Raw genomic sequence first — 20863 nt, 5'->3', positions numbered from 1 at the left:
GCGAGCAGGCAGCCATGTCAGCTGCCTTTGCCCAGGGGTGGACACGCGGCTCCGCCCTCACCCAGCGAGCGGCCATCCGCGGGCAAAATTCCAAGGAAGTCAGGAACTTGAGCGACCTGCCGGGCACATGGTACGACCCCCGGCAGGCCTGAATCATTTCGGCACGATTCAACTCACGGAGCCGGTCTTCCCATGAGCGAGCGCAACGATCTGCCCAGGATCCAGTCCTGGTCCTCTCCCGGTGTACCCGTGCCCTCCGTCACGCAGGGAGGAGCCCCCACCCGTCCGGGCGGCGGCGCCACCGATTCACTCGCTTCCAACCTCTCCACCTTCCCCGCCGCCTCCAGCCCCGAGCAGGAGGCCCGCGAGCGCATCGCCTCCCTGGAGCGCGAGGCGCGCGCGCTCGGCGCGGATCCCCAGGCCGCCCTCCTCTTCCACGAGATCGGCCGCCTCTACGAGGATCCCCTCAAGAACCCGCGCAACGCCGCCATGGCCTACAACCAGGCCTACCGGCTCGCGCCCCGCTTCCTCTCCAACATCCGCGCCGCGCGCCGCCTCTTCGCCGACGTCGGCAACTGGCAGATGGCCGTGCAGCTGCTCGACGCCGAGCTCAACGCCACCGAGGTTCCCGGCGATCGCGCCGCCCTCCTCTTCGAGAAGGGCACCCTCCTGGAGGAGCGGCTGTCCCGCGAGGCCGACGCCACCTCCGCCTTCCGGATGTGTCTGGAGCTCGAGCCCCAGGACGTGGCGCTCCTCTCCCAGCTCGAGGCCATCTTCGCCGCGCGCAATGACTACCCCTCGCTCGTCCAGGTGTACCGGCTGCTGGCCCGGACCCTGGAGAAGCCCGCCCTGCGCGCCCACTACCTCACCGCCGCGGGCCTCGTGCTCGAGGAGCGCATCAAGCGCGCCGACCTCGCCGCCACCTGCTTCCGCGAGGCCTTCGCGATGGACCGCGAGGACCTGCTCCTGCTCAACGCCCTCAAGCGCGTCGCCGTGCGCGAGGGCCGCGCCGAGGAGCTGCTCGAGATCCTCACCGCCGAGGCCGAGGTGCTCGGGCCCCAGGGCGCCCCGGCCTGGCTCCAGCTGTGCAAGATGTACGAGCGGCTCGGGCGCAAGGAGGAGGCCCTCGCCGCCCTGCTCGACGCCCGCCGCGTGAGCTCCCACGAGCCGCTCGTCCTCTCCGCGCTCGCCAACATCTACGAGACGCGCCAGCGCTTCGAGGAACTGGCCGACGTGCTGCTCGCCTGGGTCGGCAGCATCAACGACGAGGGCGAGCTGGTCGCCATCAACCTGCGCCTGGCCGCCCTCTACGAGGAGGAGCTCAAGCGCGACTCGGACGCCATCGCCCGCTACCAGGCCATCATCTCCCGCATCCCCGGCCACGCCGCCGCGCTCGCCGGCCTGGGCAAGCTCTACTACCGCACCCAGAACTGGGAAGGCCTCGTCTCCGTCTTCGACGCCGAGAGCGCCGCCGCGCAGGATCCCAAGGAGAAGGCCGCCCGCATGTTCAAGGCGGCCGAGGTCCTCGAGGAGCGGCTCGGCCGCCAGGAGGAGGCCATCCAGCGCTACAACGCCTGCCTCCAGCTCCAGCCCGGCTACCTCCCCTCGCAGAAGGCCCTCACCCGCCTCTACGAGCGCCAGAACCGCTTCGCCGAGCTCGTCGCCATGTACGAGCAGGACCTGCTCCAGACGCAGGACCGCGATCAGATCATCACCACGCTCAACAAGGTGGCCCTCATCCACGAGGAGCGCCTGAACGACCTGGACCACGCCATCGAGTGCATGCAGCGCATCCTCGACCTGGCGTCGGACCACCTGCCCACCATCCGCAACATGTCGCGCCTGCTCGAGCGCGCCGGGCGCTTCCAGGAGCTCATCCGCCACCAGGAGCTGGAGGCCTCGCTGGTGGGTGACACCAAGCAGGTGCTCTCGCTCTACCACCGCAACGCCGAAATCCTCGACGAGCACCTGAAGGACCGCGCCGGCGCCATCGGCGCCTACGAGCGCGTGCTGACGCTCTCGCCCTCGTACCTGCCCGCGCTCAAGGCCCTGGGCCGGCTGTACGCGCAGGAGAGCAAGTGGGAGCAGCTCATGCGCATGTACCGCGCGGAGGCGGAGTTCGCCCCCACCCCCGAGGCCGCCGCCGCCCTCATCTACAAGATCGGCGAGCTGTGCGAGCACCGGCTCAAGGACGTGCACCAGGCCGTGGCCTCGTACCAGGAGGTGCTCACGCTGGCGCCCAGCCACTTCCCAGCGCTGCGCGCGCTGGCGCGGCTCTACAAGTCCCAGGGCGCCTGGGAGAGCCTCATCGAGGTGCTGCGCGCCGAGGCCGCCAACCGGACGGACCCCATGGAGCGCGCCAACGCCCTCTACCAGGCGGCCACCATCTGGGAGGACCAGCTCAAGCGGCCGGACATGGCCATCGGCGTCTTCCAGGAGGTGCTGCGGCTGGCGCCGGGCCACACCGCCACCCTGCGCGCCCTGGAGCGGCTGTACCTGGCCGACGAGGACGTGAAGGAGCTGGTGGGCCTGCTGGATCGCGAGACGCAGGTGGGCCACACGGCGGGCGCCAAGGTGGCCGCGTACATGAAGCTGGCGCGGCTGTACCTGGACCACTTCCAGGAGCCCAACCGCGCGGCCCAGTGCTGCGAGTCGGTGCTGGCGGTGGAGCCCGGCCACCTGTCCGCCCTCAAGACGCTGGAGCGCATCCGCGCCGCGGACAAGGCGCGCCGGGGCGAGCTGCGCCTGCGCCTGTCCGAGATCGTCTCGGACGCGCGCCTGGGCACCGCGCTGCGCGTGAACGCCGCCACCGACCTGGACAAGGGCACCGACCTGGAGGCCCTCAAGCGCTCCGTGCTGGAGAACCCCCGGGACGTGCGGCTCGCCTTCGCCCTCGAGCGCGCCCTGCGCCAGGCGGGTGACGCGGCCGGACTGTCCGAGCTCTACATCCGCCGCCTCTCCGTGGTGTCCGACGAGATGGAGCGCGTGGAGCTGATGCTGCGCTGCGCGGAGCTGGACGAGACGCGGCTGAACAACTCCACCCGCGCCGAGCAGGCCTACCGCGCCGTGCTGCAGGTGCAGCCCCAGTGCCTGCCCGCCATGCAGGGCCTGCGCCGCGTGCTGGCCCGCCGCGGGGATTCCCACTCCGCCCGGCTGCTGCTGGAGACCGAGGCCCGCACGAGCAGGGATCCGCGCGGCGCCATCGAGGCCTTCATCGCCGCGGCGCGGCTGGCCGCGGGCCCGCTGCAGGACGCGGAGGGCGCCATCGCCCTGTACCGCCAGGCGCTGGAGCGCGATCCGCTGGACGCCACGGCGACCGCGGGCCTGGAGGAGCTCCTGGCCTCGCGCGGAGGCGCGGTGGACCTGGCGGCGCTGCAGGAGCGGCGTGGCGAGGCCCGTCAGGCCCAGGGTGACACGGCGGCGGCCGCGACGGCCTTCCTCGGCGCGGCGAAGACGCACCTGTCCGCGCTGGGCAACCGCTCCCGCGCCCTGGAGCTGCTGGCCCGCGCCCTGTCCCTCCAGCCGGCCAACCCGGAGATCCTGGAGCTGCGCGCCCAGCTGCTGCTCGAGGAGCGCCAGTACGCCGAGGCGGCCTCGACGCTCGCCCAGCGCATCCAGCTCGGCGGCGAGCCCTCCGCCCTGGCACAGATGCACCTCACGCTGGGCTCGCTGTACCAGGACCACCTGTCCGAGCCCAGCCGCGCCGCCGTCCACCTGCACGCCGCGCGCGAGGCCATGCCCCAGAACACCGAGGCCCTGGAGCGCATGGCCACCCTCTTCCAGCAGGTGCGCAACTGGGCCGGCGCGGTGGACTGCCTGCACCGGCTGCTGGAGCAGGAGCTCCCGGTGGCCGAGCGCGCGCGCCACACCGTGACGCTGGCGCAGCTCCACGAGCAGGGGCTCGGTGACGGCGCCTCCGCGTCCACGCTGTACCGTCAGGCCCTGGAGCTCACCCCGGGCGACGCCACCCTCGTGGATCGGCTCGTGGCCCTGTACGAGCGCGCCGGCAACCTGCCGGAGCTGGCGCAGATGCTGGAGGCCCAGGCCGCCCAGGCGCAGGGCAGTGGAGACCTGAAGCGCGCGGCCTCGCTGCGGCTGAAGGTGGCGGACCTGTTCGCCGGCCCCCTGGAGGAGCCCGGGAAGGCGGTGACGCTGTACCGGCAGATCGTCGACCTGGACACGATGAACGTCCAGGCGCGCGCCTCCCTCGCGGGCCTGTACATGCGCGACGCGGCCTCGGCGCAGCTCGCCATCGAGGAGCACCGGCACATCCTCCGGTTGGATCCCTCGCGGGTGGACAGCCTGCACTCGCTCTTCCGCCTGTGGGAGGGCCTCAAGCAGACCGACAAGGCCTTCTGCGCGGCCGCGGTGCTGCACTTCCTGCGCTCGGCCAACGAGGTGGAGGCGGCCTTCTACACCGAGGCGCGCAGCAAGCTGCCCCAGGAGACCCAGGAGAAGCTGGCCATCGCCGACGTGGACACGGGCCTGACGCACCCCGCCTCGCGCGGGCCGCTGCTCGAGGTACTCCGGGCCGTGGGAGACCAGCTCGGCAAGATGTACCCGCCGCAGTTCGAGCTGCTCGGGGTGGACCGGAAGACGGACAAGCTCAAGCCGGACCACGCGGTGTTCAAGGCCGTGCGCTCCGTGGCGCAGGTGTTCGGCGTGGAGGAGTTCGAGGTCTACCAGGCCCGCCGCGGCCTCATCGCCCTGGAGACGACCGAGCCGCTGGCCGTGTGCGTCGGCCAGGACGTGGTGCGCCGCTTCAACGTCCGCGAGCAGAAGTTCCTCATCGGCCGCGCGGTGCTGGGCCTGCTGAACAAGACGGCGGTGCTCTCCAAGCTGTCCCGGGGAGAGACGGCGGACCTGTTCGGCAACTCGGTGCGCATCTTCGCCCCGCAGTTCACGGCGCTGGGACGCAACAACGAGGAGATGGTGCGGCAGTACCGCCGCGCCTACTCGCGCAAGGCGCTCAAGGCCCTGGAGCCGGCCGCCCTGGAGCTCGGACCCCAGTCGAAGGTGGAGCTGGAGCCCGTGGTGGAGGGCTTCGGCTACTCCGCGGACCGCGCCGGCCTGCTGATGTGCGGAGACGTGTCGGTGGGCCTCACCCTGGCGCTGCGCGAGGATCCGAACTTCGCCAACGTCCGCGTGGACCACGCCGAGCCCCTGCTCCAGGCCCTGCGCGAGCGCACCGACCTCCAGCAGCTCCTCGCCTACGCGCTGTCCGACGACTTCATGCGTCTGCGCCAGCGCCTCGGCTTCACGGTGTAGGCCGCTCGTGGCAGCAGGTTTCTCCTGCTGCGCAACGATACCGGCGAGGAGGGCCGCGCAAGCGTTCGTTGACGCTCGCGGGTGACGTCACTAGGGTCGCGCCGCCTCCCAGGAGCGACCCGATATGACCGTTTCCGCCATCTTCAATCCCGCGCGCTGGCGCGAGGTGGAAGGCTTCACGTTCGAAGACATCACCTACCACCGCGCCGTGGAGCACGGCACGGTGCGCATCGCCTTCAACCGGCCCGAGGTGCGCAACGCCTTCCGGCCCAAGACGGTGGACGAGCTGTATACCGCGCTCGACCACGCGCGCATGACCACCGACGTGGGCTGCGTGCTCATCACCGGCAACGGGCCCTCGCCCAAGGACGGCGGCTGGGCGTTCTGCTCGGGCGGAGATCAACGCATCCGCGGCAAGGACGGCTACAAGTACGAGGGCGATGAGGCCGGCAAGCCCGACGTCGGCCGCCTGGGCCGGCTGCACATCCTCGAGGTGCAGCGGCTGATCCGCTTCATGCCCAAGATCGTCATCGCCGTGGTGCCCGGGTGGGCGGCGGGCGGTGGGCACAGCCTGCACGTGGTGTGCGACATGACCCTGGCCAGCAAGGAGCACGCGCGCTTCAAGCAGACGGATCCGGACGTGGCCAGCTTCGACAGCGGCTACGGCTCGGCGCTGCTCGCGCGGCAGGTGGGCCAGAAGAAGGCGCGGGAGATCTTCTTCCTGGGACTCGACTACACGGCGGATCAGGCCGCCGCCATGGGGGCCATCAACCTGTCCGTGCCGCACGAGCAGCTCGAGGACGTGGCCCTGGAGTGGGCGGGCATCATCAACTCCAAGAGCCCCACGGCGATGCGCATGCTGAAGTACGGCTTCAACCTGCCGGATGACGGCATGGTGGGCCAGCAGCTCTTCGCGGGCGAGGCGACGCGGCTGGCCTACGGCACCGAGGAGGCCCAGGAAGGCCGCGACGCCTTCGTGGAGAAGCGCGAGAAGAACTTCAAGCGCTTCCCCTGGCACTACTGAGGGCCGAGCTCCATCCGTGGAGCGCGGCATCGTGGAACACGGAGGCGCATACCCTCACCCCGACCCTCTCCCGGAGGGAGAGGGAGGGGGGTTGGGAGGGGAATTGGATTGGGTTCCCCTCTTGAATCAGAACTGCGCCCAGCCCGGCACTCGCGGGTAGGGGATCGCGTCACGGATGTTCTGCAAGCCGCACATGTAGACGATGAGCCGCTCGAACCCCAACCCGAAGCCCGCGTGCGGCACCGTCCCGTAACGTCGCAGGTCCCGGTACCACTGGTAGTGCTCCGGCTTCAGCCCGAACTGCTCCATGCGCTTGTCCAGCATGTCCAGCCGCTCCTCGCGCTGGCTCCCTCCGATGATCTCCCCGATCCCCGGCGCCAGCACGTCCATCGCCGCCACCGTCTTCCCGTCCTCGTTCAGGCGCATGTAGAACGCCTTGATCTTCTCCGGGTAGTTCATCACCACCACCGGCCGGCCCACGTGCTCCTCCGTCAGGTAGCGCTCGTGCTCCGTCTGCAGATCGTTCCCCCACTCCGGCGCGTACTCGAACTTCTTCTTCGCCTTCTTCAGGATCTCGATCGCCTCCGTGTAGTCGATCCGCTCGAAGCTCGAGTTGATGAACTTCTCCATCCGCTCGGTGACGCCCTTCTGCTGGCGCTCCTCGAAGAACTTCATGTCGGGCCCGCACTCGGTGAGCACCGCCTTGAAGACGTACTTGAGGAACCGCTCCGCCAGGTTCGCGTCCTCGTTCAGGTCCGCGAAGGCGATCTCCGGCTCGATCATCCAGAACTCGGCCAGGTGCCGCGTGGTGTTCGAGTTCTCCGCCCGGAACGTCGGCCCGAACGTGTACACCTTCGACATCGCCAGGCAGTACGCCTCCACGTTCAACTGGCCAGAAACGGTGAGGTAGGCCTCCTTGCCGAAGAAGTCCTTGTGCCAGTCGATCTTCCCCTCCGGCGTGCGCGGCGGGTTCACCACGTCCAGCGTGGACACGCGGAACATCTGCCCGGCGCCCTCGGCGTCGCTGGCGGTGATGATCGGCGTGTTCACCCAGCAGAAGCCCTCCTCGTGGAAGAAGCGGTGGATGGCCTGCGCCGCGGCGTTGCGCACGCGGGTGATGGAGCCGAAGGTGTTGGTGCGCGGCCTCAGGTGCGCCACCTCGCGGAGGAACTCCAGCGTGTGCTGCTTGGGCTGGATGGGGTAGGTGTCCGGGTCCTCCACGAAGCCGAGCACCCGCACCTCGTCGGCCTGCACCTCGAACGACTGGCCCTTGCCCTGCGACTTCACGAGCGTGCCGCGGCAGATGACGGAGCAGCCCGCGGTGAGGTGCAGCACCTCCTTCTCGTAGTTGGGCAGAGCGTTCGGCGCGACCACCTGGATCGGATCGAAGGTGGAGCCGTCGCTCACGTTGATGAAGCTGATCCCCGCCTTCGAGTCACGGCGCGTGCGCACCCAGCCGCGCACCTCGACCTTCGTGTCCGGGGCGATCGAACCATCCAGCGCCTTCTTCACACTGACGACCTGCATGAAACCCTTCCTTCCTCCAAGTCGGGGACGCGGAGTTAGCCGCCCTCTGGCCCGAGGACAAGCACCATGAACACCCCCTGTACACCGACCGGGCGGTCAGCCGCTGCTTGACACGTCCGGAGGGGGGGTCCGCCCGCCCGGACCGGGGAGCCAACGCGGCGCGGCACGGACGGGGAGGGAGACCAGACGGGTGGGAACGTGATAATCGCGCCCCATGCGTTCACTCTTCCAACGCAAGCAGATCGCCGACCTGCTCCCCGAGGGGGAGTCGTCCGGTGGTCTGAAGCGTGCGCTGGGCACCGGCGACCTCATCATGCTCTCCATCGGCGCGGTCATCGGCGCCGGTATCTTCTCCACGCTCGGGACCGCGGCCGCCGGCGAGGTGCTCCCCTCGGGTGAGGTGGTGCGCCACGGTGCCGGCCCCGCCCTGGTGATGTCGTTCCTGCTGCTCGGCGGGGTGTGCGCCCTGGCGGCGCTCTGCTACGCCGAGCTGGCCTCGATGATCCCCCAGTCCGGCAGCGCCTACGCGTACTCCTACGCGACGCTGGGGGAGATCATCGCGTGGATCATCGGGTGGGATCTCATCCTCGAGTACGCGGTGGGCAACGTGGCGGTGGCCATCGCCTGGGCCGGGTACTTCAACTCGCTCATCTCCCCCTGGGTGCACATCCCGGGCTGGCTGACGCACGGCTACTACAACGTGCAGGCGAGCACGGATCCCGCCATCCACGGCCTGCTGGAGACCGCCCCGCGCCTCTTCGGCATCCCCGTGCTGGTGAACCTGCCGGCCTTCCTCATCGTGATGCTCATCACCTGGCTGCTGGTCATCGGGGTCAAGGAGAGCACCCGGGTCAACAACGCCATGGTGGTGGTGAAGCTGCTGGTGCTCGCCCTCTTCATCGGCGTCGGCGCGATGCACATCAACCCGGCCAACTACACGCCCTTCGCCCCCAACGGCTTCACCGGCGTGCATCAGGCGGCGGCCATCGTCTTCTTCGCCTACATCGGCTTCGACGCCATCTCCACCGCGGCCGAGGAGACGAAGGATCCCCAGCGCACCCTGCCCAAGGGCATCCTCCTGGGACTGGGCGTGTGCACCGTCATCTACGTCATCGTCGGCGCGGTGGCCACGGGCCTCATCCCCTACCAGCAGCTCAAGTCCTCGGACCCGCTGGCCCACGCCTTCGAGGTGGCGGGACTCACGCACTTCAGCTGGATCATCTCCCTGGGCGCGGTCGTCTCCATGGCGGCGGTGCTGCTCGTCTTCCAGTACGGCCAGCCACGCATCTTCTACGCCATGGCGCGCGATGGTCTGCTGCCCCCCTGGGCGGCGAAGATCCACCCCAAGTACCGCACGCCCCACGTCACCACGCTCGTCACCGGCGTGCTGGTGGCGCTCGGCGCGCTGGTGGCCGATGACGCCGCCACCTACGACCTGACCAACATCGGCACCCTGTCAGCCTTCATGCTGGTGTGTCTGGGCGTGCCGGTGCTGCGGCTGAAGGATCCGAACCGCCCCCGGCCCTTCAAGGTGCCCTTCGTCTGGCCGGTGTCCCTGGCCGGCGCGGCCGCCTGTCTCTTCGTCATGAAGGGCCTGCCCGTACACGCCTGGGAGCGCTTCGGCATCTGGCTGGCGATCGGCCTCGTCCTCTACTTCGCCTACGGCTACCGCAACTCCGTGCTGCGGCGGGGCGTGGCTCCGGTGGACCTGGAGGCCCAGGTCAGTCCCGACATCGGCCAGGGGAAGTGACTCCTGGAGGCAATGCCCTCCGCCTCCGGGCGTAGCCCTGGCACGAAGACACCACCCGTACCAACCCGCGCGCGCCCCATGTCCCTCCTCCGCACCTGCACCTCGCTGCTCCTGCTGGTTCCCTCCCTCGCGCTCGCCAGGGAGCCCTCCCCCGCCGCGCGGCGCTGGTGGTCCCACGTGGAGGTGCTCGCCAGCGACGGCATGGAGGGGCGTGACACGGGCAGCGAGGGACACCGCCGCGCCGCCGGATACGTCGCGGAGAAGCTGGCGGAGCTGGGCGTCCAGCCCGGCGCGGGTCAGGGCTATCTCCAGGATGTCCCCCTGCTGTCCCGCCGCCTGGTGAAGGAGCGGAGCCGGATGGCCCTGGTCCGCGAGGGCCAGGAGGAGCCGCTCTCCCTCGATGAGGATCTGATCCTCAGCTCGCTCTCCGGCCGCGCCGGTCCCGTGGACGCGGGGCTCGTCTTCGTCGGGTACGGCCTGAGCATCCCCGAGGCCGGACATGACGACCTGGCCGGGCTGGAGCTGAAGGGCAAGGTCATCGTCGTCCTGTTCGGCGGCATTCCGCCGGGCGTGCCCGGCAACCTGGCCGCCCACTACGGCACCCTCGCCGAGCGCGTGAAGGCGTACACCCGCGCGGGCGTGGCGGGCGTGCTGGGGGTGATGAACCCGCACGCCATGGAGGTCCCCTGGGAGCGCGCGAAGGTGGGGCAGGACCACCCGGTGATGATGCTGGCCGACCCCGCGCTGCGGGACCTGGGTGACATTCCGCTGTTCTCCCTCGCCAGCCCCACGCTCGCGAGCAAGCTGGTCGCGGGCGAAGGCCACACCTTCGAGGAGGTGGCCGCCCAGGCGAAGGCGGGCAAGCCGATGCCGCGCTTCGCCCTGCCCGTCTCGGTGCGCGGCGAGGTGGCCCTGGAGAGCTCCCAGCTCACCTCCGTCAACGTGGTGGGCCGCCTTCCGGGCAGCGACCCGAAGCTGGCCGGCGAGTCCGTGGTCCTCTCGGCGCACCTGGACCACGTGGGCCTGGGCGAGCCGGTGAACGGAGACGGGGACCGCATCTACAACGGCGCCATGGACAACGCCTCCGGCGTGGCCGCCCTGCTGGAGGTGGCCCGCACCTTCCAGGAGAAGAAGGTGCGCCCGCGCCGCTCGGTGCTCTTCGTGGCCGTGACGGGCGAGGAGAAGGGGCTGCTGGGCTCGCGCGCGTTCGCCGCCCATCCGACCGAGGGCAGCGGCCGGATGGTGGCCAACCTGAACCTGGACATGTTCATGCCGCTGACGCCGCTGAAGCAGCTGGTGGCCTATGGCGTGGAGGAGTCCTCGCTGGCCGCGCCCCTGAAGGCGAGCGCCAGGCGACTGGGTGTCGAGGTGATGCGCGACCCCAATCCCGAAGCCAACGTCTTCGTGCGCAGCGATCAGTACAGCTTCATCCGCGAGGGTGTGCCGGCGCTGTCCTTCAAGTTCGGCTACCGCAAGGGGTCGAAAGAGGAGCGCCTGCACGAGGAGTGGTTCATGAAGCGCTACCACGGCCCGTCCGATGACCTGGCGCAGCCGGTGGATCGCGAGGGCGCCGTCCGCTTCGTGCAACTGCTGGCCGACCTCACGAGGCGCGTGGCCGACGCCCCCGAGCGTCCGAGCTGGAACGAGGACAGCTTCTTCCGGCGCTTCGAGCGGGCCGAGGCGCCCGCTCCCACCGCCCGGCCGATTCCCTGAACCGGCCCGGGGCCCGGGGACGCCTCAGGTGCGCGGGGTCTCTCCGCGCGACGAGGACTCGAAGAGCAGTCCGGCCGAGCTCAGGAGGCGCTCGTTGCCCATTCGCGAGAGCGCCTCGCACACCCCGGGCTGGTCGAAGAGGTTCCGCTCGCAGCTCCCCCAGTCCAGCCGCAGCAACAGGCTGGACGTGTCCGCGAGCACGGTCGCGGTGGCCGGCAGGCCGAGCATCAGGGAGATCTCCCCGAACACGTCGCCCTCGCCCAGGGTGCGCAGGTGGCTCTCGCTCCCGTCCGGGTGACGGTGCCGCACCTGGCACCGTCCCCGCAGCAGCACGTACAGGCCATCCACCGCCTGCCCCTGCTCGAGCAGGCGCGTCCCCGCGGGCCTGGAGCAGAGCTGGAAATCACGGGCCAGGGCCTCCCTCGCCGAGGGCGTGAGGAGCCGGAAGATTGGATTGGAGCGCAGCACGTCGTCCAACAGGCGCTCGCGGTGGAAGGAGCGCAACACCTCTTCCACGGAGGGGTGCCGCTGGATGATCCGCTCCAGCCGCTCGCGCGTCAGCTCCAACACCGCCGTGCGCTCGAAGGCCCTGACACTCGCGAGCCTCGGCACGTCGGAGAGCAGCGACATCTCTCCGAAGAAGTCGCCCTCGCCCAGGAAGGCCACCGTGCGCCGCCTTCCCGACCGCGGGCTCCTCACCACCTCCACGCTTCCTTCCACGATGGCGAACAGGGAGCTGCCCGGCTCACCCTCCTCGACGATCGTCTCTCCCGGCTGGAAGTCGCGCAGCTCCAGCGCCTCCAACACCGAGAGGAACTCCCGCTCGCCGAGCCGCGAGAACAGGGAGGCGCGCGCCGGCCCGTCCTCGATGGCCGGCACCGGCTCCACCGCGCCCCCCGACACGTCCATCCTCCGGGCATCGAGCTCCGCCAGCAGCCGCCGCGTGGGCTCATGACCCGGCTCGAGCCGGAGGATGACCCTGCACAGGGCCACGGCACGCAATAGCCAGCCCTGCCGGGCCCAGGACTCCGCCAGCGCCTCGTAGTCCGAGAGCGCCGCTTCCGGCTCCTGGCTGGAGGAGAGTTGGACATCCACGTCTTCGTTCGGACCCCGTGTGTCTGACATGGTCCCCCCTTGTGACAGGACCCCGTACAGCGAGCGTGCCGCCGGGGCCTGTTCTCCCTACAGGCTGTACGCTCCTACCCGCTCCGTCTGTGAAACGGTTCACACGCCAGGGACGATTTGTCTCACACCCCTCGGGGGCCTACTCGGTGCGGACCACCGAGCCCGCGGGCAGCCCCGCCTGGAGCCGGGTCAGGGCCTCCTCCACGGCGGCCTTCTCCACGCTCTCCACCGTCACCTTCACCACGTAGTCCAGCGAGCGGTCGAACGTCGGGTACGAGCCGATGGCCACGTGCGGCATGTCCAGCGCCACGCGGTCCAGCACCGCCGCCACCGCGCTCTCGCCCAGGTTCAGGTACAGCATCCGCAGGTGCACCGGCGTGCCGCTCAGCCGCGCCAGCACCGCGTCCAGCTGCGTGCGGAAGAGCTGCGGCACCCCGGGCAGCATGAAGACGTTCTCCACCGTCAGCACCGGGTACCAGCTCCCCGGCTGGGGAATCAGCACCGAGCCCTCGGGGGCATCCGCCAGCCGCAGCGCCTCGGCCGTCAGCTTGTCCATCGCCCGCTCACGGATGAGCTCCACCATCTCCGGCAGCCGCACCACCCTGCGCCCCATCGCCAGCGCCACCGCCCGCACCGTCACGTCGTCGTGAGTAGGGCCGATGCCACCGCTGGTGAAGACGTACTTCGCCCGCATCCGCGCCCGCGCCACCGCTTCCACGATGACGTCCACCTCGTCGGGGACGACCTCCAGGGTGCGCAGGGGAATACCCGCCTCGCGCAGGCGCCGGATGAGGTGGGGACCATTCGCGTCCACCACCTTCGCCGTGAGGACCTCGTTGCCGATGATGACCGCCGCCGCGCCGGTGGGATCCATGCGGCCGGAGACTCTACCGCACCGCCGCGCGTCCGGGCTTGCGTCCGAGCAACTTGCGCACCTGCGCCAGACACTCCGCCGTCACCGCCTCCACCGGCTGGTCCCCATCGATGCGCACCACGTGCTCGCGCTTGCCGCGCAGGCGGATGGCCGCCTCGTACTGCCGGGAGATCCGCCGCTGCTTCTCCTCCGCGTCGAAGAGCTCCTCCGGCCCGCCTCGCGCCGCCCTCCGCCGCGCCGCCACCGCGATGGGTACCTCGACGAAGAGCGTCAGGTCCGCCGGCACCGCATACGCGTTGAGGCTCTCCACCCAGTCCATGGGAAGTGCCGCCCCCTGGTACGCCAGGGACGACAGCACCGACCTGTCACTGAGCACCACCTGCCCCGCCTCCAGCGCCGGGAGCACCCTGGCCCGCAGGTGATCCGTCCGGTCCGCCGCGTACAGCAGCGCCAGCGTCTCCTGAGCCAGCGGCTCGGGGCCTCCGACTCCGGGCAACACCAGCCGCCCCGTCAGCGCCTGGCGGATGAGCACCCCCACCGGTCCGTCCGAGGGCTCGCGCGTGGTGAGGACGGACTGCCCCTCGGCCCGCAACGCCGCCGCCAGCCGCTCCACCTGCGTGGTGGTGCCAGCGCCATCCAATCCTTCCAGGACGATGAGACGCCCGCTCCGCGCGGGCTTCCGGGCGGGACTCACCGGGGCAGCAGCGCCGTGGGATCGTCCAGCCGCAGCTGGCGGCGCAGATCCAGCATCGTCTCGTAGCGCACCAGCTCGTCCGCCAACACCGTGCGGCCCTGGCGGTAGCGCAGCAGCGCGTAGACCATCAGCCCCACCGTCGCCGTCAGGCCCAGCCACGCCACGTGCGGCGCTCTCGCCGAGTCCCAGAAGAGCTTCGCCGTCGCGCCTCCGAGGATGAGCGAGACGATGCAGGACACGCCCGCATGGGCGAAGAGAAGCGTGCTCTGACGAGTGGACAGCGCCTCCTGGAGGCGCTCGAGCTGTTCGTGGAGATTCTGGGTATCTGCGTTCACGGGGCCGGCAAGGTAGCGGAACAGGGGGGCCTCGTCGAGTCGGCGAGGGGCCGTGCCGGGTGAAAAGTGGTATTTCAAATGCACTTCTCACCGGTGAGAAGTGAAACCGAGGGGGCCGAATCCACTTCTCACCGGTGAGAAGTGAAATCCTCGGCCCCCGTTACCGGCCGACGTCTCAGAGATCGGCCAGGGCCTTGCGGACCGCGTCCAGGTCCGCGGGCAGATCCACCGGAGGGTTCGCGTACCGGCTCGTCACGTCCGCCAGCGTCCCCCGGTGGTAGCCCACCTTGAAGTCCGGGAACTTCAGCCCGTGCGCCGTGGACACCACCGCCACCCGCGCGCCCCGGGCGATGACCCCCTGGGCCACCAGCTTCTCCAGCGCCGCCAGCGCCACACCCGTGTGCGGGCACGTGAAGGTGCCCTCCCGGTCCGCCCGCGCCGCCGCGTTGGCCAGCTCGGACTCCGTGGCCTCCTCCACCACCCCGTCGAAGGCCTTCAGGATGCGCACCGCGCGCCGGAAGGACACCGGATCGCCGATCTGGATCGCCGACGCCAGCGTGCGCTCGGCCTTCATCGGCACCAGCTCCTGGAAGCCCCCGCGGAAGGCCCGCATCAGCGGGTTGGCCCGCTGCGCCTGCGCCACGGCGATCCTCGGCCTCCGGGAGATGATCCCCAGCGCGTGCAGCAGCTCGAAGCCCTTGCCCAGCGCGCTCGCGTTGCCCAGGTTGCCGCCCGGAATCACCACCCAGTCCGGCGGCTCCCAGCCCAGGTCCTGACACAGCTCGATGGCCACCACCTTCTGCCCCTCGATGCGCAGCGAGTTCATCGAGTTGGCCAGGTACAGGCCCGAGTCCCGCGTCACCTGCTGCACCAGCTTCATGCAGCCGTCGAAGTCCGTGTCCAGCGACAGCACCCGCGCCCCGTTGGCCACGGGCTGCACCAGCTGCGACAGCGACACCTTGTCCTTGGGCAGGAACACCACCGAGGGAATCCCCGCCGCCGCGCAGTAGGCCGACAGCGCCGCCGAGGTGTCCCCCGTCGACGCGCACGCCACCGCCCGGATGGGCACCCCGCGCGAGCGCATGTGCTTCACCGCGGACACCAGGACCGTCATTCCCCAGTCCTTGAAGCTGCCCGTCGGCGAGACGCCGCACTCCTTCAAGTCCAGGCTCGCCAGCCCCAGCTCCGCCGCCATGCGCGGCAACGGCTTGAGCGGCACCCGCCCCTCTCCCAGCGAGACGATGTCCTCCGCCGGCAGCTGCGGGTACACCCACTCGTGCTTGCCCCAGACTCCCGAGGCGTACGGCAGCCGCGAGGCGCCGAAGCGCTGCTCGAAGCGGCGACGCCACTCCGCCGCGGGCACCGAGCGCAACGCCTCCACGTCGTGCGCCACTTCCAGCAGCCCCTGGCAGCGCGGACAGCGGTAGACGATCTCCAGCAGGGAGGCGCGGAAACCGCACCCCTCGCTGCATGCATACTCGGCGTGGAAGTCAGGCATGCTCACTGTGTATCACTCCGCTGCGGGGATGAGGGTGCCGCAAGTGACGCAGGCCCGGCCCGCGTACCCGGGCGTGTGGCACCGGGGGCAACCCGCCCGCTCGCCGGACGCGGCTGCCTTGGCGGACGCGGCCGCTGGTCGCTCCATGCGCAGCTTGGGCAGCCGCATGCCGCAGCGATCGCACACCGCCCCCGAGGCCTGCACGTTGCGGCAGTAGCGGCAGACGACCGCGCCCGAGGGCGCCGCCGTCTTCAGTCCGTCCGAGGCGGCCCGCCCCGTGTCCATCTCCTGCATGGGCGCCACCAGGACGTTGCCCGCGGCCGCCGAGCGCCCCGTGTCCAGCTCGGGCACCGGCTGCACGGCGACGTTCTGCACCGACTGCTGGCGCGTCACCTCCAGGTCCGGGATCGCCGCGGTCTGCACCGGCGCGCGTCCCCCCGCCAGCTGCGTCTGCTCCAGCTCCGGCAGCGTCGCCACGGCCACCGCCACCGGCGCCACCGCCGTCAGCTTCTTTCCACAGACTTCACACTCGGTGCCCTGAGCCTGCTGGTGCTCGCACATGGGGCAGATGATCATGATCGGGAGGTTAGCGGCCCCGCTCCACCCGGGCAATGCGCCCCAGAGGCTCCGCTGCGCGGTCACGCGGGTGGGAAGACCCTCACCCCAGCCCTCTCCCAGAGGGAGAGGGGGCATGCACGGCCCGCACGCTCAGTGGAGGAGGTCAGCCGGGGGAGCCCTCGTCATCGGGACGAAGCGCACGCTCAGCAGGTTCTCCACCCGGGCCGCCTCCCCTGCTGGCGGCCGGGTGACCCGGATCAGCTCCTGCGTTCCGTGGAGCGGCCCCACCGGCAGCACCAGGCGACCCCCCGGCCGCAGCTGCTGGTAGAGCGCGGGCGGCAGACGCTCCGGAGCGGCGGTGCCCAGGATGGCGTCGAAGGGCGCCGCCTCCGGCCAGCCGGCCGTGCCATCGCCTACCCGGAAGTGGATGTTGCCGAAGCCGAGCCGCTCCAGTCGCTCCCGCGCAGGACCCGCCAGCTCGGGCAAGACCTCCACCGAGTACACCTCGCCGCAGAGCTGCGCGAGCACCGCCGTCTGGTAGCCCGAGCCCGTGCCGATCTCCAGCACCCGCTCACCGGGTTTGAGCTCCAGCGCCTGCGTCATGAAGGCCACGATGTAGGGCTGGCTGATGGTCTGCCCATGGCCGATCGGCAGGGGCGAGTCCTGACCGGCCACGTTCCTCATCGCCTCCGGGACGAACTCCGCCCGCTCCAGGCGGCGGATCGCCTCGAGCACACGCTCGTCGGAGATACCCTGCCGCCGGAGTGCTTCCGCGAGCTCCACGTCACCCATGTGGCAACCCTAACCATGAGAAGAACGTGATGCAGGCCCTTTCCCGCCCGGATGGGGTCCGGACGGGAGTCACCGCCTCCCCTCCCTCACTGGGCGAGACGGAAGGCCGCGTCCGGGCTGGAGGGGGCCGAGACAGTCGGCTCGGGGATGCCTTCCGCCACGACGGGAGGGATCCCCGTCTCCACCAGCTCGAGGTAGCGCCGGATGAGGCGCAGGCGGGCCCGCTCGAAGGCCCGGCCGTCATCGGGCACACGCCAGGCCGCGGGGATGAGCTCGCGCGCCACCCGCCGCGCGAAGGCCGGGTCTCCCGCGTCGCTCACCATCTTCAGCCACTCGTAGTCCTGCAGTCCGAGGCGGATCAGCTTGAGGCGCATGGACGGCAGCGGCACGTCGGTGGTGCCCCCGATGACGGAGACCGTCCCCGGGTAGAAGAGCGTCCCGTCTCCATTGCCCGCGTAGGTGTACTGATCCGTCCACGCCGTGGAGAGCATCTCCGCCACCTGGTAGTAGTGCTCGCCCGCGGCGCCCGACAGGAAGGACACCCACTCCATGGCCCGAGCCTTCGCCGCCGGGCGATCAATCATGTACGAGGGCCAGCCCTGCGAGGGCGCGTTCTCTGGGAGCACGGCACCACAGCCGTGGCTCAAGCAGCTCTGGTAGAGCCACAGCTCCCGGTTCGGCAGCGAGAGGAACGACTCGTACCGGGACCGCTGATCTCCCACGAACGGAGCCCGGAGCCCATCGATGAAGTTGACCGCCACGACGAGGATGTCGATGTGGTCGGTCGCCCCGAAGTACGCGACGTCCCTTTCATTGGAGGTGAGCAGCGTGCGCAGTCTCGGAGCCACCTGCCGGGACTGGCTGGCGCGGGTGCGCACCTGATCGAAATTGCTGTGATAGGGAGGCTCGTCGGCCACGAAGTTGAAGGCGAGGGACAGCCAGCCGCGCGCGTCGGCCTCGGTCGCGAATCTGGAGATGCGCTCGGGCTCTTGCGGCCCCAGGTACTGCAGGCTCGTCATCCGCGCGCCGGGCAGGCGCAGGGGCGCGGTTCCCCAGAAGAACGGACTCCACCACGCATCGAAGGTGTCCCAGTCGGGGATGTCATCGGGATCGAACTGGCTGGAGAGCGAGACGCGGTGCTCGAGCCCCATCCGCTGGAAGGACGACAGCAGCGGATACAACACCTCGCGAGAGCACTCGCGCTCGCCGGTGAAGGCCTTGCACACGCTGGGCGACCAGAGGATGTAGTGCGTCCGGAGCGACGCCGTGCTCGGCATCTCCACGTCCAACACCGTGAGGGACACGCTCACCTGGGTGCTGTACCCGTTACCCCAGACCTCCAACGTGCCGTGGTACTCGCCAGGGGGCGCGTAGAGCGGGACGTGCACGTCCACCCAGAGGGCGCGAGACTCGTTCGCGGGAACGTCCAGGGGGAAGGCCAGGCGCTTCTCCCCCACCGTCTCGTCGACGTCGGGGATCAGCCCGTCCGGCCACAACCCCGTGGCCGTGTGCACCGTCGACGCCCGGTGGATGGGCACCAACGCCTCCCGGTAGAGGACGATGTCGGCCCCCTCGATGAGCATGGGCCCATCCAGCACGGGGAATCTCGCGTGCACCCCGCTCCACCCGGACGACCCACCGTGCAGCCCCACCTGGAAGGAGACGAACTCGTTGCGGGCGGCGACCAGCCGAACGCCCGTGTTGGACTCCGGTGGCGTCTGGGGCCGCACCTTCTCCATGGCGCTCGCTCCCCAGGCCGCCGGGACGTCTTCTGCCCAGGCGGGGAGTCCAGCCAATAACGCCAGCACACCTAGAACGTAAGGAAGTGTTCTCATGGTGTGTTGACCATGGGAATGAATCCAGGAAGTGGCCTCCTGCCCGTTGGTGCCATGTGAACAAAGGGAGTGACGGTCAGGAGGGCTGGCGCGGGCACGGCCGTCGCTTCCCCGAGGGGGCCCCAAAGAGGTGGGAGCGCGCTGGAAATCCACTCACCGCTTGCGCTTCCGCGAGTCGCGTGGTGGGAATCGGCACGGGAGAGCCGCTCATGGACGCCACCACCGACGAACTGCTCCGCCTCGCCTTCGATCGCGCCCCCGCCGTCGAAGCCAACCAGGCCATCTCACGCACCCGGGCCCAGGAGGGCGACGAGCTCTCCGGAGCCACCAGCTACGAGCTCGTCCTCCCGAAGGAGAACGTCCGCGCCTGGCTGCTCGACTACACGCTGCCGCGCCTCGTGGACTACCTCGAGTCGAGCGGCGCGAAGCTGCCCCAGTGCGGCGGCGTGTTCCTCTCCGTGTTCGCCGGGGACACCCTCCACTTCATCCGCGCCCGCGACGTGGTGGAGCTGCTCTCGCGGTGGAGCGGCCTGTCCATGGCCGAGCTCAAGCAGCGCTACGGGCCCAAATAGCCCCGCCCCCTCCACGGACTCCCGCGCCTCCACGGCGTGTTATCCCTTTCACGGCCATGACTCCCACCGAGCGCCTCTACTTCAGCGACCCCTTCCTCTTCCACTTCACCGGACGCGTCCTCGCGCATGGCACGTGGAATGGCGCGCCGTCCGTCGTGCTCGACCGCACCGCCTTCTATCCCGAGGCCGGTGGCCAGATGGCCGACCGGGGCGTGCTCGGCGGCCTCGCCATCCGCGACGTGCAGGTGGATGACGCGGGCCTGGTGCACCACGTGCTGGAGACGCCCGAGGGCTCGCGGCTCCCCGAGGTCGGCGCCGAGCTGTCCGGAGAGATCGACCGCATCCGCCGCCGCGTGCACATGGCGCTGCATACCGGCCAGCACATGCTGTCTCGCGCGCTGGTGGACGTGGCCAACGCCCAGACCGTGTCCTCGCGCCTGGGCGAGACGCTGTGCACCATCGACGTGGACCTGGACGTGCTCGACGAGCGGCGCGTCGCCGAGGCGGAGGAGCTCGTCAACTCCATCATCGACGACGACATCGCCATCCGTGCCTTCTTCCCCACGCCCGAGGAGCTGGCCACGCTCCCGCTGCGCCGCAAGCCCAAGGTGACGGAGAACATCCGCGTGGTGCAGGTCGGCGACTTCGACGTGTCGCCCTGCGGCGGTACGCACTGCACGCGCTCGGCCCAGGTGGGCATGGTGCGCGTGCTGGGCGTCGAGCGCTACAAGGGCAAGGGCCGCGTCCTCTTCTCCGCCGGCCGCCGCGCCCGGAGCGAGCTGTGGAACGAGGCCGGCACGTTGCGATCGCTCGGCCGGGCCTTCTCGTGCGGACCGTTGGACGTGCCCGCCTCCGTGGACAAGCTGCGGAGGGATCTCACCGACGTGCGCGAGGCCCTGGGCGCCGCCCGGGCGAAGCTCGCCGAGTCCACCGCCGCCGAGCTCGCCGCCCAACTGGAGCGCTCCCCGGACAGGCGTGTGGTCGCGATGCTCGAGGGCGCCACGCCCGAATACCTGCGCTCCGTCGCGGCGCGCCTCACGAACCATCCCGAGGCCGTGGTGCTGCTCGCGGGCCATTCGCCCGAGGGGGTGTCCGTGCTGATCACCCGGGGCAGTGGCTCCAGCTTCGGATGCGGTGCCTTCCTCAAGCACGCCGCCGAGGCCGCCGGTGGACGCGGTGGTGGCCGCCCCGAGCATGCCGAGGGCCGCCTCCCGCCCAATACTGACTGGCCGGCCCTCGTGGCCTCGCTGCTCGGTTGACCGTGTAGGGCATCCAACGCTGGGCGTGTCGGGACGTGA

15 protein-coding genes are annotated in these 20863 nt (G+C 70.4%); 6 read left to right on the top strand and 9 right to left on the bottom strand.

Annotated features, from left to right (window positions below; all coding sequences use genetic code 11):
- Positions 1 to 192: 192 nt before the first annotated feature.
- Positions 193 to 5268, top strand: coding sequence for a tetratricopeptide repeat protein (locus JRI60_RS23290; protein ID WP_204228079.1), 5076 nt, complete (start codon positions 193 to 195; stop codon positions 5266 to 5268).
- 124 nt (positions 5269 to 5392) lie between these two features.
- Positions 5393 to 6292 (top strand): 1,4-dihydroxy-2-naphthoyl-CoA synthase, encoded by a 900-nt coding sequence (locus JRI60_RS23285; RefSeq protein WP_204228077.1) that lies wholly within the window; start codon positions 5393 to 5395, stop codon positions 6290 to 6292.
- A gap of 126 nt (positions 6293 to 6418) precedes the next feature.
- Here JRI60_RS23285 and asnS read toward each other — a convergent pair whose 3' ends face one another.
- On the bottom strand, positions 6419 to 7819 hold the full coding sequence (asnS, locus tag JRI60_RS23280) for an asparagine--tRNA ligase (protein WP_204228076.1): 1401 nt from the start codon (positions 7817 to 7819) through the stop codon (positions 6419 to 6421).
- Between the two features lie 214 nt (positions 7820 to 8033).
- Here asnS and JRI60_RS23275 point away from each other — a divergent pair, with 214 nt between their 5' ends.
- Positions 8034 to 9569, top strand: coding sequence for an amino acid permease (locus JRI60_RS23275; protein WP_204228074.1), 1536 nt, complete (start codon positions 8034 to 8036; stop codon positions 9567 to 9569).
- Positions 9570 to 9647: 78 nt separating this feature from the next.
- A complete protein-coding gene (locus tag JRI60_RS23270; RefSeq protein WP_204228072.1) occupies positions 9648 to 11282 on the top strand; it encodes a M28 family metallopeptidase in 1635 nt (544 codons plus the stop codon).
- 24 nt (positions 11283 to 11306) lie between these two features.
- On the opposite strand, the gene JRI60_RS23265 is transcribed toward JRI60_RS23270, so the two are convergent.
- The 8 genes from JRI60_RS23265 to JRI60_RS23230 form a co-directional block, all read right to left on the bottom strand.
- Positions 11307 to 12407 (bottom strand): cyclic nucleotide-binding domain-containing protein, encoded by a 1101-nt coding sequence (locus JRI60_RS23265; protein WP_204228063.1) that lies wholly within the window; start codon positions 12405 to 12407, stop codon positions 11307 to 11309.
- Between the two features lie 139 nt (positions 12408 to 12546).
- Positions 12547 to 13281: a competence/damage-inducible protein A gene (locus JRI60_RS23260; protein WP_204228061.1), complete on the bottom strand. Its 735-nt coding sequence runs from the start codon at positions 13279 to 13281 to the stop codon at positions 12547 to 12549.
- Positions 13282 to 13294: 13 nt separating this feature from the next.
- Complete coding sequence (gene tmk / locus JRI60_RS23255; RefSeq protein ID WP_204228059.1) at positions 13295 to 13975, bottom strand: dTMP kinase; 681 nt, start codon at positions 13973 to 13975, stop codon at positions 13295 to 13297.
- On the bottom strand, positions 13972 to 14310 hold the full coding sequence (locus JRI60_RS23250; protein WP_204228057.1) for a hypothetical protein: 339 nt from the start codon (positions 14308 to 14310) through the stop codon (positions 13972 to 13974). The genes tmk and JRI60_RS23250 overlap by 4 nt, the downstream gene beginning before the upstream one ends.
- A 175-nt stretch (positions 14311 to 14485) precedes the next feature.
- The gene (gene thrC, locus JRI60_RS23245) at positions 14486 to 15808 is read right to left on the bottom strand and encodes a threonine synthase (protein WP_204228055.1); all 1323 of its coding nucleotides are present in this window, start codon (positions 15806 to 15808) and stop codon (positions 14486 to 14488) included.
- 12 nt (positions 15809 to 15820) lie between these two features.
- Entirely contained in the window at positions 15821 to 16384 is a 564-nt protein-coding gene (locus JRI60_RS23240) for a hypothetical protein (protein WP_204228053.1), read from the bottom strand.
- A 132-nt stretch (positions 16385 to 16516) separates the two neighbouring features.
- Complete coding sequence (locus JRI60_RS23235) at positions 16517 to 17158, bottom strand: protein-L-isoaspartate(D-aspartate) O-methyltransferase (protein ID WP_204228051.1); 642 nt, start codon at positions 17156 to 17158, stop codon at positions 16517 to 16519.
- Between the two features lie 86 nt (positions 17159 to 17244).
- Positions 17245 to 18897 carry a glycoside hydrolase domain-containing protein gene (locus tag JRI60_RS23230; protein ID WP_239470678.1) on the bottom strand — a complete coding sequence of 551 codons (1653 nt, stop codon included), beginning with the start codon at positions 18895 to 18897 and terminating at the stop codon, positions 17245 to 17247.
- Positions 18898 to 19202: 305 nt separating this feature from the next.
- On the opposite strand from JRI60_RS23230, the gene JRI60_RS23225 reads away from it, so the two are divergent.
- Positions 19203 to 19565 (top strand): STAUR_1299 family protein, encoded by a 363-nt coding sequence (locus JRI60_RS23225; RefSeq protein WP_204228049.1) that lies wholly within the window; start codon positions 19203 to 19205, stop codon positions 19563 to 19565.
- 56 nt (positions 19566 to 19621) lie between these two features.
- Positions 19622 to 20824 (top strand): alanyl-tRNA editing protein, encoded by a 1203-nt coding sequence (locus JRI60_RS23220; RefSeq protein WP_204228048.1) that lies wholly within the window; start codon positions 19622 to 19624, stop codon positions 20822 to 20824.
- Positions 20825 to 20863: the final 39 nt, after the last annotated feature.

This window comes from Archangium violaceum, from assembly GCF_016887565.1.
In the GTDB taxonomy this organism is placed as follows: domain Bacteria; phylum Myxococcota; class Myxococcia; order Myxococcales; family Myxococcaceae; genus Archangium; species Archangium violaceum_B.
The sequence above is the reverse complement of the archived record's forward strand: the minus strand, read 5'-3'. Positions and strand labels throughout refer to the sequence as shown.

What these genes read in the sequence shown, in the direction of transcription:
- thrC (WP_204228055.1), bottom strand. Translation starts at nt 15,808, where the DNA reads ATGCCTGACTTCCACGCCGAGTATGCATGCAGCGAGGGGTGCGGTTTC.
- JRI60_RS23240 (WP_204228053.1), bottom strand. Translation starts at nt 16,384, where the DNA reads ATGATCATCTGCCCCATGTGCGAGCACCAGCAGGCTCAGGGCACCGAG.
- JRI60_RS23225 (WP_204228049.1), top strand. Translation starts at nt 19,203, where the DNA reads ATGGACGCCACCACCGACGAACTGCTCCGCCTCGCCTTCGATCGCGCC.
- JRI60_RS23230 (WP_239470678.1), bottom strand. Translation starts at nt 18,897, where the DNA reads ATGGAGAAGGTGCGGCCCCAGACGCCACCGGAGTCCAACACGGGCGTT.
- JRI60_RS23285 (WP_204228077.1), top strand. Translation starts at nt 5,393, where the DNA reads ATGACCGTTTCCGCCATCTTCAATCCCGCGCGCTGGCGCGAGGTGGAA.
- JRI60_RS23270 (WP_204228072.1), top strand. Translation starts at nt 9,648, where the DNA reads ATGTCCCTCCTCCGCACCTGCACCTCGCTGCTCCTGCTGGTTCCCTCC.
- JRI60_RS23220 (WP_204228048.1), top strand. Translation starts at nt 19,622, where the DNA reads ATGACTCCCACCGAGCGCCTCTACTTCAGCGACCCCTTCCTCTTCCAC.
- JRI60_RS23235 (WP_204228051.1), bottom strand. Translation starts at nt 17,158, where the DNA reads ATGGGTGACGTGGAGCTCGCGGAAGCACTCCGGCGGCAGGGTATCTCC.
- JRI60_RS23265 (WP_204228063.1), bottom strand. Translation starts at nt 12,407, where the DNA reads ATGTCAGACACACGGGGTCCGAACGAAGACGTGGATGTCCAACTCTCC.
- JRI60_RS23290 (WP_204228079.1), top strand. Translation starts at nt 193, where the DNA reads ATGAGCGAGCGCAACGATCTGCCCAGGATCCAGTCCTGGTCCTCTCCC.
- JRI60_RS23275 (WP_204228074.1), top strand. Translation starts at nt 8,034, where the DNA reads ATGCGTTCACTCTTCCAACGCAAGCAGATCGCCGACCTGCTCCCCGAG.
- asnS (WP_204228076.1), bottom strand. Translation starts at nt 7,819, where the DNA reads ATGCAGGTCGTCAGTGTGAAGAAGGCGCTGGATGGTTCGATCGCCCCG.
- JRI60_RS23260 (WP_204228061.1), bottom strand. Translation starts at nt 13,281, where the DNA reads ATGGATCCCACCGGCGCGGCGGCGGTCATCATCGGCAACGAGGTCCTC.